Genomic DNA, 13,796 nt, shown 5'->3' with positions numbered 1-13,796 from the left:
TCAGTTCACTTGCTTGAGATGGAAAAGGCGGTGCTTGTCGATCGTGGTTTCGAAGCCTTCGGGCACGACGAAGGTGGTGGCATCGGATTCGATGATGGCGGGGCCCACGATGTGGTTGCCGGCCTTGAGCGATTCCATCTTCCAGAGCGCGGCGTCCACCCAGTTCTTGTGGCGATAGAAGGGACGTGTACCGAGATACGCCTGCTTGGGCGGCGTCGGTCCGGCATCCGGATCCTCAGGCAGCACCGGCTTCTGGGTCGTGACCATACCGCGCAGGATCGCGCCGGTGATCGAGAAGCCCAGTTCCGGCGAGCGGGCGGAACTCGCATAGACGCGGCCATAGGTGGTCTCGAAGGCCTCGACGATCTGGTCCCAGTCGGTGGCTGTGCCGGCCGTGGCGACCGGCGAGACGATCTCGAGGTCGTTGAGCTGACCCATGTACTGCATCTTGTAACCCGGAATCAGAATGACGTCCTTCGCCTTGAAGCCGTTGTTCTCGAATTCCTCGATGACCTTGACCGCCAGTTCCGACCAGGCTTCCTGCAACGTCTTGCAGGCCGCTGCCTTGTCGGCGTCCGGCGCGATTTGCGCAACGCCCAGATCCACCGATTTGTCGTAGCGATACTCGAAGTCGGCGCAGGCGCAGCCGAACGCCGAGAAGCCGGCTGCCCAGGCGGGCACGACCACGTCCTTGAACCCAACACCCTCGGTGTAGCCGTAGGTGTGAACGGGGCCAGCTCCGCCATAAGAGAAGCAGGTGAATTCCGCCGGGTTGTAACCCTTGGCGCTGATGTTGGCGCGCAGGTACTCGGAGAGAGTCAGGTCCAGCAGTTCGATGACGCCGGCGGCCGCATCTTCCACCGACAGGCCCAGCGGATCCGCGATCTGGTCCTTGATGTGCTGGCGCGCGCGTGCCATATCGAGCTTGATGGCGCCACCGAGGAAGTTGTGCGGGTTCAGGTAGCCCAGCACGACGTGGCAGTCCGAGACGGTGACAGTGTCCAGGCCGCTCTCGGGCCAGCAGGTGCCGACACGGTAGCCGGCACTGTCGGGGCCAAGCTTGATGGACTTGCTGTAAGGGTCGAGGCGCACGAAGCTGCCGGCGCCCGCTCCGACGGAATCCATCGCCACGAGAGGCAGGGAGAGGACCAGACGGGCCATATCCGGGTCCGACTTGATGGCGAAGTTACCCTTGGTGATCAGCGCCACGTCGAAGCTGGTGCCGCCGATATCGGAGCATGCGATGTTCTCGTCGCCCAGGGCCTCACCGAGCAGCCTGGAGCCGATCACGCCCCCGATCGGGCCGGAAACGATCGTGCGCGCCAGCTCCCTGGCCTTCCAGCTGATGGTGCCGCCGTGCGTGGCCATCACGCGCAGGTCGAACTTCGCCCCGTGCTTGCTGAAACGGTCGCTGACTTTTTTCAACGTCTGGCGCGACGGTTCCGCGCCATAGGCTTCCAGGATGGTGGTGTTCATCCGGTGGCTTTCCTTGCGCGACGGGTAGTAGTCCACCGAGGCGAAGACGGGGATATCCACCTTCAGCTTCTTCAGCTCTTCGCGCACGACGTCGCGGGCGCGTTGCTCGCTCGATTCGTTCTTGTGGGATTGCAGCAGGCAAATCACGATGGCTTGCGAACCCGCCTCCACCAGTTCCCGGGTCGCCCGGCGGACCTCGTCTTCACGCAGGGGGATCACCACCTTGCCTTGCACGTCGGTACGCTCTGTGACGCCACGGGTGCGCGAGACCGGCACCAGGGGCTCGTCGTAGCGATGGGTGTTCAGGTGGATGCGGTCTTCCAGGGCATAGCCCAGGTAGCTCTGCAGCGCGCGACCCATCGAATGGATCTGCTCGAAGCCGCGGTTGCAGATCAGGCCAACCGCAAGGCCCTTGCGCATGAGGATCCGGTTGAGCATGGCCGTACCGGAATAGACGCAGGTCACCAGTTCCGGATAGACGTCGTCCACGGTCCGGTCCCAGTGGGCGAGCGCATCTTCGGAAGAGTTGTAGATGGCAAGCGATTCGTCACCGGGATTGCTTTGCGCCTTGCCGACCACGAAGCGGCCATCCGAACGCACGAAGAAGGTGTCGGTCATCGTGCCGCCGGCATCGATGCCCATCACCTGGATGGTGGACTGAGGTTGCATAGTGCCTCCTATCATTGATGTAGTCGTAGTGGGAGATCCCACGCTCCATCCATTTGCAGGGGGCGTGCCAGCGGTGGCCCGCACCTCGTGCCGCGCTTGATCGGCGAACAAAATCAATGAGTTGCGCGCGTTCTCTTGCCACGTCGCCGATCCAGAGGGGCTGCCCGCGCTGTCCGGATTCCTGACGCCTGTGCAGCAGGTGTCCGGGATCCGGACGCGTTACGGACAGATGGCCCGACTGGTGACCGCGAGCTGCCTGGCGATACTGACTACGGCGGCCAGACGATTAGTTATACAGAGCATCAAGACATCGACCTGGCAACTGCGGCTCTCGCCGTACAGGCACCACGTGCAGAAGTGCTCGCAGTTATTGGACATCAGCCGGTAGCGATCCTCGCCGAGACGTGAGTAGGCCCGGCGGATGGCTTCCATGCCAGCGAACCTGGCGGCGGGGCTTTGCCTGATCCAGACCGGGTGCCCATGCGCAAACGCTGTGAGCGACACCTCCTGCACCGGGCCGCGACGCAGTGACCGCGAGAGCCCTGCGTAGTGCACGACCTTCCCCGCGCCCGCATAGAGACCGTGATGTGTATACGCAAATCGGCTGGTGACGAGGTGGGTGCCGATCGTCAGATCCGCGCCGGTCACGGTCTCGACAACCGGGCGCCTCGTTCTCGCTGAATCGTTCATGGTCTCCACCGCACTGTGCTGCCTCTCGCACAAGACCAGGGCATACGGTGTGCCATCGCCACCAGTGATCGGCTCGAGGGCTTTGCGCCCGTGCTGAGGCGCGCAAACAGGGGCGAAAGTTGCCTGCAAGGGGCGTTGTGCGTGCTTGCGCCGTTTGGACAGCGCTGATGTCGCGATGCACCGGACCCGGGACCTCTCTTGCAACCCGGCAACGCTGGAAGACGCTCGCATATTCAACGCGGTCTTTTGCTGAACCCTGCTTTCGCTGTCCCGAATCCGGACGTTCAGGGATAGAGGTGTCCGGATTCCGGACACCTTCTTACGCTGCTGCAGAGCACAAATGATTGATTTAAAAGGCTTTGTTGACTTTGCGCGGGCGAGGGGCTACGGTTGCTGCACTCAATGGAGAGTGACCATCCCATGCCGTTTTCTCAATCCGGCGTCCTGGTTCCCCGCAGTGGCGACGATCCTGTCGTGGCCTCGGCCTGGGAGCGTTTTCTGCAGCACCAGCCTCTCGTGGGGGAGGGTGTGCGCAGCGTCGTCCTGGCTTCGTGGCAGCGCAGCCGTTCCGAGGCCGTTGATCCTGCCAGGCACTCGGCACCGTCGGCGGCCGCCGAGCGTGTTCGCCAGATGCAATTGCAGAACAGGGATCTCTGCGATGCCGCGCGTCCGGCACTGGATAGTCTGCGCGATATCCTGCGGGAATGCGGCACCCTCATCATGCTCTGCGACCCGGGCGGCACCATTCTTCAACTCAATGGCGAGACGAGGGCGCGCAGCGTCGGCGAGCAGGTCAACCTCTCCACCGGGGGCTGCTGGAATGAAGACGTCATTGGCACCAACGCCATTGGCACCGCAATCGCCACCGGCGCTCCGGTCCAGATTCATGCCAGCGAGCATTTTTGCCTGGACGTCAAACGCTGGACCTGTGCTGCTGCGCCTGTTCTCGATCCCCTTACTCGCAGCCTGCTGGGCGTGGTGGACGTCTCCGGCGTCAAGGAGACGTTTCATGGCCACACCCTGGGACTGGTGGTGACCGCTGCGCGGCAGATCGAGGGCGAGCTGGCACGCCTCGACGTTACGCTTCACGAGCGGCTGCTGGCTCGCGCCATCGATCATTTCATCCGCTACGCCAGCGACTTCGTCGTGCTAGTCGACAGTCGCGGGCGCGTTCTCCGCAGTTCCGGAAATGCGCAGGCGGTGAGAGAAACGCATGGCGTGCGGTTGCCGCTTCTGCAGACCGGCACCCAGGTGCCCGGACTCAACCTCGCACTCTCCGACGCTGAGCGTGGCTGCCAACGCGCGGAATGGCTGCGTCCCGAATGGCTGCACCTCGTCAAGGATCATGACGCTACCTTGGGTACGATGGTCGTCATTCCGCTCAGGGCGCAAGCGAACCGAACTACCCTGTCGCCGTCGACCACGGCCACGATGTCACTCGGGGGCAACGATCCTTTCGGCGAAATCATTGGCGCAAGCGAGATTCTGGCGGCGACCAAGGCACGCGCTCGCCGCATTGCGCCTCTCGATCTGCCGGTACTGCTCCTGGGTGAGACCGGAGCCGGGAAGGAACTCTTTGCGCGGGCGCTGCATCGGGCCGGTAACCGCGTCGATGGCCCGTTCGTTGCCGTCAATTGCGGTGCGTTGACTCGTGAGCTCCTGGCCAGCGAACTCTTCGGCTACAACGAGGGCGCGTTCACCGGAGCGCGTCGTGGCGGCCTTCCAGGCAAGTTCGAGCAGGCCGATGGCGGCACACTGTTTCTCGATGAAATCGGCGAGATGCCGCTCGATATGCAGCCCCACCTGTTGCGCGTGCTGCAGGACGGCATCGTGGTCCGGCTTGGCGATACGCGCGAGCGACATGTTTCGGTGCGCGTCATCGCAGCCACTAACCGTGATCTGCAGAATGAGATCGCAGCCAGGCACTTCCGCGAGGACCTGTACCACCGCCTATGCGCCGTCAGCCTGCAACTGCCACCGCTGCGCGACCGGCCTGGTGACATCGAGGCGATCATCGAACATCTGAACGACAAGCTAGCACGCAAGTATGGCTGTGCACCTAAGCGGATTGAGCCCGCCGTGTATCAAGCGCTCGTGAGCTATCGTTGGCCAGGCAACATACGCGAACTGCAAAATGCTTTCGAAGTGATGTTCGCGCTCAGTGAAGGCAGCGTGATCGAGGTTTCTCTGTTGCCCTTGTCCGTCGCGCAGGTAGAGGGTTCAATTCCCACAGCCGCTTCAACGGTAAGCCCCGCTCCATCCAGTCGTCTCGACGATATAGAGAGACAAGCAATAGTCAGTGCCATCGCGAGCGCTCACGGAAATATCTCCATGGCCGCTCGATCACTGGGGATCTCAAGGAGTACGCTTTATGTCAAGCTGGCCACGATTCAGACTCGGCTTGGCAGTTCTGGCTCCAGCGCATAGGCATACGTTGGAGTAAAAATTCTGCCGCGCGACAAGGTCTTCGTGGCAAGAACGCCGGGCAGACCAGCGAGCAGAAGCGATTCCTGCGAAAGGCAACTGATACTCTGTCCGGCGTTTGTTACAGCCACTGGATTGACAATCGAGTGGGGTATATCGGCGGGGGACTTGGACCTACACGCATGTGTCACGTACATTTTGGAAAGTGAATGTGCCCCGTAGGCCAGTCGTGATGTCGCAAATTCGCGACACCCCATAGCGAGACACCTGGACGCCCGAGTTCGTTAAGCTTGACGCGTGCAGATTGCTTTTTGTGCCATTTCGTTCCGCCCTCCCGTGGGGGTAGATGCGGGGGTAACCGGTCATCGCCGCATCGCCCATACCCTTATGGGACGGGCCTGAACGGCTACTATGTGAATCCAGTACGGCCCACATCCAACCGGGGGTTGTGCGCCGCAGCGGCCACCGGCTGCAGCGGCGTGCGCAAACTCGCGCCGGTCCCTGAAGCCTCTCGCTATCGTCCATGAGACTTCGCTCGTGACATGCTGCGGGGCCTCTTGAAATTTCCGTTCCATGCGCTATTTTGTTCATCGCTCAGGCAGTCGCGACAAGCGCTGCGTGTTTCGATTTGTTTGTCGGCGGGGTTTCCCACGGACAGGCGGACTGGAGCGCGTGGTTCCATTCGTCCTCCGTGTCGGCCCCGGTTTTCCAGGAGCCAGTCATGAGCGATCCCTTCTTCAGCACCGATCTGCTGGGCGAATTCGACCGCCTGCAACGGCAGATGGCCAGCCTCTTTCCAGCCTTTCCCGCAAGCCTGCGCGCCACGCGCAGCGAGACGTTTCCACTACTCAACATCGGCAGCACCGACGACAGTGTCGAGATCGTAGCGTTTGCGCCGGGGCTCGATCCGGCGGCGATCGACGTCTCGATTGACAAAGGACTGCTGACGATCAGTGGCGAACGCAGGGCGCCCGAGCGGCAAGCGGGGGACGATACGCGCGTGTATGCCAGCGAACGCTTCAAGGGCGCATTCCGGCGCGTGATCGAGCTGCCCCGGCACGCGGATCCCGGGAACGTCAATGCGCGCTATGCAAATGGTTGCCTGACCATCAGCATCGGACGTTCCGAGGCGTCGAAGCCGCGCGCGGTCACCGTGCAGTGAGCACGGTGAACCATAGATCACGGAGGACACCATGAACGACAGCACTGAACTGACCACCGGTGCGGCGCGCAACGACATCGCCGACCATGAGCGCGGCGGACCCGCGAAGCAGTCCACACGCCTCACGCCCGCCGTCGACGTGTTGGAGGACAGCAGGGGCATCACGCTATATGCGGACCTGCCGGGGGTACCGCGCGAGAAGCTCGATGTGCGGGTACAGGACGGCAATCTGACGATCGAGGCCGAGTCGGTGATTCCGACACCATCCGGGCTGAGGCTGCAGCATGGCGAAGTTCGCCACCCGCATTTCCGCCGCGCCTTCGCGCTCAGCCCGGACTTCGACGTTTCGCGCATCGACGCCCAACTGCGCGATGGCGTGCTCATGCTGACGATTCCTCGCCGTGAGGAAGCGAAACCCCGTCGTATCGAGGTGAGCGTTGGCTAGGTACATTGCACACATGTTTCCGGTCGTGCGGCGCGGGCCGCCGGGTCCGCGCCGTTTCGGCACTTGCGCTCAGACAACCATGGACGATACACGCAATCAGAACTGGAAAGGCTTCGCGATCGAAACCAGCGCTATTGCCGTGCGGCACTGCGTACTTCCGCAGGGATCAGGCAGGTACATGGCCATTGTGCGTATCCGGCGCGGCGAGCAGACGGTCGAGGACTGGCACCTGCCGTGCGTCGCACAGCGCTGGGCGAGTGCGGAAGACGCACATCGGGAGACCGTCGAGTACGCCATCCGCGCGATCGATGCGGGACGCTTCGCCGGCACGGAAAGCTTCGCAGAGACGAGGCGACCGGAATCACCCGGGTGAAGCGACGGAGGCTGAATGAGGCATACATCGTGCTGTCTACCGGCTTGCCACGGCCTCGGGATCGCCGGGCTGCCAACCACCGCCAAGTGCCTTGAAGGCAGCGACGGCTGCGCGGGCCGATTCCGTTTGCGCCTGCACCCGCTCGTCGGATGCGCGCAGTAAATTTTCGTCGGCCTGCAGGACTTCAATCAGGCTGACGACACCTTTTTGATAGGCCGAAAACGAAGCGGCTCGTGCCCGACCAAGTGAGTTCACTCCCTGGGTGAGCACCGCGGCCTGTTCCTCCCGCTTGACGAGCGCTGAAAAGGCGTTTTCCACATCTTCCGTGGCATGCAGTGCGGCGAGCCGATACGCGGCCAACATCTCGGCGTCCTGGCCCCTGGCCTGCGCGATTTGTGCATTGATGCGGCCGAAATCGAACAGACGCCAGCGCAGACCCAACACCCCGGCCGCCTGACTGGCGCCGCCAGTGAACAGATTGCCCGCGGCCATTGACGTTGCGCTCCCGATCAGTCCGCTCAGCGAGAATTTCGGGTAATACTCGGCGATGGCCACTCCGATACGCGCGTTCGACGCAGCCAGGCGACGCTCGGCCACGATCAGGTCGGGTCGGCGCCTGAGCAACTCTCCCGGCGTTCCCGTGTGCGCGATCCGCGGGGCGGGCGGGATGTCCCCAGCATCGACCAGTTCGGCTTGATGCGTGCCGGGCTGTGAGCCCAGCATCACATCCAGTGCGTTCATGGCCGCGTCCAGTGTCGTCTCCAGGACAGGGATGGATGCCTGCACCTGGGCCAGCGCACCCTCAGCCTGGCTTACCTGAAGATCGGCCGCCAGTCCTTTTCCATACAGAAGCTTGATGGTCGAAAGCAGATCCTGTTGCGTTTGCGCCTGCCGCCGGGCCACCTTCAGACGTGCCTGCAATCCGCGAATCGTGATGTAAATATCGGCAGTCTGCGCTGCCACAGCCAGGCGCGTGGCCACCGCGCCGGCTTCCGAAGCCTGATACTCGGCGAGTGCCGCTTCCCGCCCGCGACGCAGGCCACCGAACACATCCAGTTCCCAACTCGCGCTGAAATTGGCCTCGTAGTCGTTGCCGTAGCGGTCGAATCCGGGCGTTGAATTCAGGACGCGCCCCAAGGGCGTTTCGACAGATTGGTAGACTCGCGCCGCCTGGCCGCTGACATTGCCTGAAGGCAGCAGCGCGGCATTCGCTGCGCCGAGTCCTGCGCGCGCCTGCGAGACGCGCGCGGCGGCCTGCTCGAGGTCCAGGTTCTGTTCCAGCGCGAGCGCGACGAATCGTGTGAGTTGCGGATCGCCGAAACCCGTCCACCACGTGACGAGGTCAGAACTGGCCACCGCGTGCCGTTGATCCACCGCGTCCTGGCCCTGGAACTGCCCGGGCATGGCTACACTGGGCCGGACGTAATCAGGGCCCACGGCGCAGGCTGTCGAGAGGCCGGCAACGATGATCGCGGCAAGCATGTGATTGGGTAGCATGAGCGTCTTCGCAGGGTTACTGTGGTGACCATAATACCAAACGGTCACTGGTTGTCTATTGTTGTATGCTTATCCCCATGAAAAACGCCACCACTCCTCCCATCACGACTCGCGGCCCCGCTGACCACGAAGTACGAGATCAGATCGTTGCCGCCGCCACCGAGCACTTCAGCCGGTATGGCTACGAGAAAACGACGGTCTCCGATCTCGCCAGGGCGATCGGGTTTTCCAAGGCCTACATCTACAAGTTTTTCGAGTCCAAGCAAGCCATTGGCGAGATGATTTGCGCGAACTGCCTGCACGAGATCGAAAGCGAGGTCAGGGCGGCCATCGCCCAGACCGATCTGCCGCCGGAGAAGTTGCGGCGAATGTTCAGCGTCTTCACCGAGGCGAGCCTTCGTCTGTTTTTCCAGGACCGCAAGCTCTACGAGATTGCAGCATCAGCGGCCACGGAGAACTGGCAGGCCGTGGTTTCGTATGAGGCGCGCGTCCAGAAGCTGCTTCAGGACATCCTGCAGGAGGGCCGGCAGAGCGGGGACTTCGAGCGCAAAACGCCGCTCGATGAGACCGCGATGGCGATCTATCTGGTCATGCGCCCCTACCTGAACCCGATGCTCCTGCAGTACAGCTTCGATTACACGAAGGTCGCGCCCGCGCAACTGTCCAGCCTCGTGCTCCGCAGTCTGTCGCCTTGATGGAAATTTCGTTTGTGACCATTGACTAAATTGGTCACAAGAACCACAATGAAAGCCCCGATTCCTCCATCAATGGGACTTTCATGCTCCGGCGTCGCCTCGCTACCTCTGCAGTCGTCTATGCACTGCCACTTGCGCTAGCCGCCTGCGGCGACAAAGCGCCTTCCGATCCGCGCACCGAGACGCCCCTGGTGCGCACCGCCATCGCCGAGGCGGCGATCCCCGCGTCCCGTTCGTTTACCGGAACCGTCGCCGCACGCGTGCAAAGCGACCTGGGATTTCGCGTCTCCGGCAAGGTGCTGGAGCGGCTGGTGGATGCCGGGCAAACCGTCAAACGCGGCCAGCTGCTGATGCGCCTCGACCCCACCGATCTCAAGCTTGCCGCGCAGGCCCGGCAGGAGGCGGTCACCGCTGCGCGGGCGCGGGCGCAGCAGACCGCGCAGGATGAGGAGCGCTATCGCGACCTGCGCGGCACGGGTGCGATCTCGGCTTCGGCCTACGACCAGGCCAAGGCGGCCGCCGATGCAGCCAGGGCGCAGCTCAGCGCGGCCGAGGCTGACGCCGACGTGGCGCGCAACGCGACCGGCTATGCCGAGCTGGTGGCGGACGGGGATGGCGTCGTGATGGAAACGCTGGCCGAGCCGGGTCAGGTCGTCAGCGCCGGACAACCCGTGGTGCGCCTGGCCCACGCCGGGCGCCGCGAGGCTGTCATCCAGCTACCGGAAACCCTGCGCCCCGCCATCGGTTCGGTCGCCCAGGCCACCCTGTTCGGCAACAGCGGCGTGAGCGTGCCAGCCACGCTGCGCCAGCTCTCGGATACGGCGGATCCACGTACCCGCACCTTCGAAGCGCGTTATGTCCTGCAGGGTGCGCTGGCCGACGCGCCGCTGGGCGCAACCGTCACGATCGAGATACCGGACGCACGCGTGGCGCTCCAGGGCGGCTTGCAGGTGCCGATCGGCGCGCTGCTCGACGCGGGCAAAGGGCCCGGCGTATGGGTCGTCAACGGCGAGCCGGCCAGGGTTGCATGGCGGCCGGTCACGGTCCTTCACCTGGACGACGACAGCGCTCGCGTCTCCGGTACGTTGAAACAGGGCGAGCGCGTCGTCGCGCTAGGTGCCCAGTTGCTGCGCGAAGGTGAACAGGTCCGGATGTCCGGCCAGGCCGTCGTAGTGGCGAACCAGGGAGCACGTCCGTGAGCGAAGGCCGATTCAACCTGTCGGCGCTCGCCGTGCGCGAGCGCTCCATCACCCTGTTCCTGATCTGCCTGATCTCGCTGGCCGGACTCCTGTCCTTCTTCAAGCTGGGTCGCGCCGAAGACCCGGCGTTCACCATCAAGGTGATGACCATCGTCACCGCGTGGCCTGGCGCCACCGCACAGGAGATGCACGATCAGGTCGCGGAGAAAATCGAAAAGCGCATGCAGGAGCTGCGCTGGTACGACCGGACCGAGACCTACACGCGACCCGGCCTCGCCTTCACAACGCTGACGTTGCTCGACAGCACCCCACCGTCGGAGGTGCAGGAGGAGTTTTACCAGGCCCGGAAAAAAATCGGCGACGAAGCCGCCAACCTTCCGGCTGGCGTGATCGGGCCGATGGTCAACGACGAATACGCGGACGTCACCTTCGCACTCTTTGCGCTGAAGGCCAGGGGCGAACCGCAACGCCGGCTCGTGCGCGACGCCGAGTCGCTGCGCCAGCGGTTGCTGCACGTGCCGGGCGTGAAGAAGGTCGACATCATCGGCGAGCAGGCCGAGCGCATCTACGTCCAGTTCTCACATGATCGGCTGGCAACGCTCGGTGTCGGCCCGCAGGACGTGTTCGCCGCGCTCAATGGCCAGAACGCCCTGACGCCAGCCGGCTCCGTGGAGACCAAAGGACCGGAAGTGTTGATTCGCCTGGACGGCGCCTTTGACAAGCTGCAGAAGATCCGCGATACGCCCGTCGTCGTGCAAGGTCGCACGCTGAAGCTGTCGGACATCGCCACTGTCGAGCGCGGTTATGAAGATCCTGCAACCTTCATGATCCGCAACAACGGCGAACCGGCCTTGCTGCTCGGCATCGTCATGCGCGACGGCTGGAACGGGCTCGATCTCGGCAAGGCACTGGACAGCGAGGTCGGCACAATCAACGCCGGGCTGCCGCTGGGAATGAGCCTGACCAAGGTCACGGATCAGGCCGTCAACATTCATTCGGCGGTCGACGAGTTCATGCTCAAGTTTTTCGCCGCTTTGCTGGTGGTCATGCTCGTGAGTTTCGTGAGCATGGGCTGGCGCGCGGGCCTGGTGGTGGCCGCCGCCGTGCCGTTGACGCTGGCCATCGTGTTCGTGGTCATGGCCGCGACAGGCAAGAACTTCGACCGCATCACCCTGGGCTCGTTGATCCTGGCGCTGGGCCTGCTCGTCGACGACGCGATCATCGCCATCGAAATGATGGTGGTGAAGATGGAAGAAGGCTATAGCCGCGTGGCCGCCTCCGCCTATGCCTGGAGCCACACCGCCGCGCCGATGCTCTCGGGCACGCTGGTGACGGCGGTCGGCTTCATGCCCAACGGCTTCGCACGGTCCACCGCGGGCGAATACACGAGCAACATGTTCTGGATCGTCGGCATCGCGCTGATCGCATCCTGGGTCGTCGCTGTGGTCTTCACGCCGTACCTCGGCGTGAAGATGCTGCCCGACTTCAAACAGGTCGAAGGCGGCCACGACGCGATCTACGACACGCCCCGCTACAACCGCTTCCGTCAGCTGCTCACGCGTGTCATCGCGCACAAATGGCTGGTCGCCGGTTCGGTCGTTGGCCTCTTCGCCCTGGCCATCCTCGGTATGGGCGTGGTCAAGAAGCAGTTCTTCCCGATCTCCGACCGTCCTGAAGTGCTGGTCGAGGTGCAGATGCCCTATGGCACCTCCATTTCCCAAACCAGCGCCGCGACCGAAAAGGTGGAGGCGTGGCTGGCAAAACAGAGGGAAGCCAAAATCGTCACGGCTTACGTCGGGCAAGGTGCGCCGCGCTTTTACCTGGCCATGGGGCCGGAGCTGCCCGATCCGTCGTTCGCCAAGATCGTGGTCCGCACGGACAGCCAGGACGAGCGCGACGCGTTGAAGCAGCGACTGCGTCAGGCCATCGCCGACGGTCTCGCCCCGGAAGCGCGCGTGCGGGTCACGCAACTCGTGTTCGGGCCGTATTCGCCGTTTCCCGTCGCCTATCGCGTCACCGGTCCGGACCCGGACAAGCTGCGCGGCATCGCGGCTGAAGTTCAGCAGGTGATGGAGGCCAGTCCGATGATGCGCACGGTCAACACCGACTGGGGCACGCGCTCGCCCACGCTGCACTTCACGCTGCAGCAGGATCGTCTGCAGGCGGTGGGGCTCACCTCCAGCGCCGTCGCGCAACAACTGCAGTTCCTGCTCACCGGCGTGCCCGTCACCGCGGTGCGTGAGGATATTCGAAGCGTGCAGGTCATCGCGCGTTCGGCCGGCGATGTGCGTCTCGACCCGGCCCGGCTCGGCGACTTCACGCTGGCCGGGGCCAACGGGCAGCGCATCCCGCTGTCGCAGGTGGGCAAGGTCGACGTGCGCATGGAGGAGCCGGTCATGCGCTGGCGCGACCGCGTGCCGACGATCACGGTACGCGGCGACATTGCCGACAACCTGCAGCCGCCGGACGTCTCAACGGCGATCACCCGGCAGATTCAACCGATCATCGCGAAGCTGCCCGACGGCTATCGCATCGAGGAGGCGGGCTCCATCGAGGAATCGGGCAAGGCGACGACCGCCATGTTGCCGCTGTTCCCGATCATGCTGGCGATCACGCTGGTCATCATCATTTTCCAGGTTCGCTCGATTTCCGCGATGGTGATGGTGTTCATGACGAGCCCGCTCGGCCTGATCGGCGTGGTGCCGACGTTGATCCTGTTCCGGCAGCCTTTCGGCATCAACGCGCTGGTCGGCCTCATCGCGCTGTCGGGCATCCTGATGCGCAACACGCTGATCCTGATCGGGCAGATTCATCAGAACGAACATGCCGGGCTGGATCCGTTCCATGCGGTTGTCGAAGCCACCGTGCAGCGCGCCCGCCCGGTGATCCTGACGGCCATGGCGGCGATCCTGGCCTTCATCCCGCTGACCCACTCGGTGTTCTGGGGAACGCTCGCCTACACGCTGATCGGCGGTACGTTCGCCGGGACGATTCTCACGCTGGTGTTCCTGCCGGCGATGTATTCCATCTGGTTCAAGATCCGCCCCGGCACTTCTGCGGGTTCGCACAAGAGCCGGGATAACCAGTCATCGCATTCAGAACCGGTGACACAGGATGCGCTCGACGCGCGCACTTAAAACATCATCAATTTCACCTGAGGGGAGCT

The 13,796-nt window shown here is 63.6% G+C and carries 10 protein-coding genes; 7 read left to right on the top strand and 3 right to left on the bottom strand.

Going from position 1 to position 13,796, the window contains the following annotated elements; genetic code table 11:
• Positions 1 to 2,145: a hydantoinase/oxoprolinase family protein gene (locus AB4Y36_RS13470; RefSeq protein WP_368683208.1), complete on the bottom strand. Its 2,145-nt coding sequence runs from the start codon at positions 2,143 to 2,145 to the stop codon at positions 1 to 3.
• 219 nt (positions 2,146 to 2,364) lie between these two features.
• Positions 2,365 to 2,835 carry a lecithin retinol acyltransferase family protein gene (locus tag AB4Y36_RS13465; protein ID WP_368683207.1) on the bottom strand — a complete coding sequence of 157 codons (471 nt, stop codon included), beginning with the start codon at positions 2,833 to 2,835 and terminating at the stop codon, positions 2,365 to 2,367.
• A 420-nt stretch (positions 2,836 to 3,255) separates the two neighbouring features.
• Here AB4Y36_RS13465 and AB4Y36_RS13460 point away from each other — a divergent pair, with 420 nt between their 5' ends.
• From AB4Y36_RS13460 to AB4Y36_RS13445, 4 genes are all read left to right on the top strand, one after another.
• Complete coding sequence (locus AB4Y36_RS13460; protein WP_368683206.1) at positions 3,256 to 5,262, top strand: sigma-54-dependent Fis family transcriptional regulator; 2,007 nt, start codon at positions 3,256 to 3,258, stop codon at positions 5,260 to 5,262.
• Positions 5,263 to 5,980: 718 nt separating this feature from the next.
• Entirely contained in the window at positions 5,981 to 6,421 is a 441-nt protein-coding gene (locus AB4Y36_RS13455) for an Hsp20/alpha crystallin family protein (RefSeq protein ID WP_368683348.1), read from the top strand.
• Positions 6,422 to 6,452: 31 nt separating this feature from the next.
• Positions 6,453 to 6,866, top strand: coding sequence for an Hsp20/alpha crystallin family protein (locus AB4Y36_RS13450; protein ID WP_069263045.1), 414 nt, complete (start codon positions 6,453 to 6,455; stop codon positions 6,864 to 6,866).
• Between the two features lie 79 nt (positions 6,867 to 6,945).
• The gene (locus AB4Y36_RS13445) at positions 6,946 to 7,239 is read left to right on the top strand and encodes a DUF6566 family protein (RefSeq protein WP_342949726.1); all 294 of its coding nucleotides are present in this window, start codon (positions 6,946 to 6,948) and stop codon (positions 7,237 to 7,239) included.
• 36 nt (positions 7,240 to 7,275) lie between these two features.
• Here AB4Y36_RS13445 and AB4Y36_RS13440 read toward each other — a convergent pair whose 3' ends face one another.
• On the bottom strand, positions 7,276 to 8,736 hold the full coding sequence (locus tag AB4Y36_RS13440) for an efflux transporter outer membrane subunit (protein ID WP_368683205.1): 1,461 nt from the start codon (positions 8,734 to 8,736) through the stop codon (positions 7,276 to 7,278).
• Positions 8,737 to 8,813: 77 nt separating this feature from the next.
• On the opposite strand from AB4Y36_RS13440, the gene AB4Y36_RS13435 reads away from it, so the two are divergent.
• The 3 genes from AB4Y36_RS13435 (at position 8,814) to AB4Y36_RS13425 (ending at position 13,767) form a co-directional block, all read left to right on the top strand.
• Positions 8,814 to 9,431, top strand: a complete 618-nt coding sequence (locus AB4Y36_RS13435) for a TetR/AcrR family transcriptional regulator (protein ID WP_368683204.1) — start codon at positions 8,814 to 8,816, stop codon at positions 9,429 to 9,431.
• An 83-nt stretch (positions 9,432 to 9,514) separates the two neighbouring features.
• On the top strand, positions 9,515 to 10,630 hold the full coding sequence (locus tag AB4Y36_RS13430; RefSeq protein WP_368683203.1) for an efflux RND transporter periplasmic adaptor subunit: 1,116 nt from the start codon (positions 9,515 to 9,517) through the stop codon (positions 10,628 to 10,630).
• Entirely contained in the window at positions 10,627 to 13,767 is a 3,141-nt protein-coding gene (locus tag AB4Y36_RS13425) for an efflux RND transporter permease subunit (protein WP_368683202.1), read from the top strand. The genes AB4Y36_RS13430 and AB4Y36_RS13425 overlap by 4 nt, the downstream gene beginning before the upstream one ends.
• Positions 13,768 to 13,796: the final 29 nt, after the last annotated feature.

Origin of the sequence: Paraburkholderia sp. BR10936 (genome assembly GCF_040965735.1) — a bacterium.
In the GTDB taxonomy this organism is placed as follows: Bacteria; Pseudomonadota; Gammaproteobacteria; order Burkholderiales; family Burkholderiaceae; genus Paraburkholderia; species Paraburkholderia nodosa_A.
The sequence above is the reverse complement of the archived record's forward strand: the minus strand, read 5'-3'. Positions and strand labels throughout refer to the sequence as shown.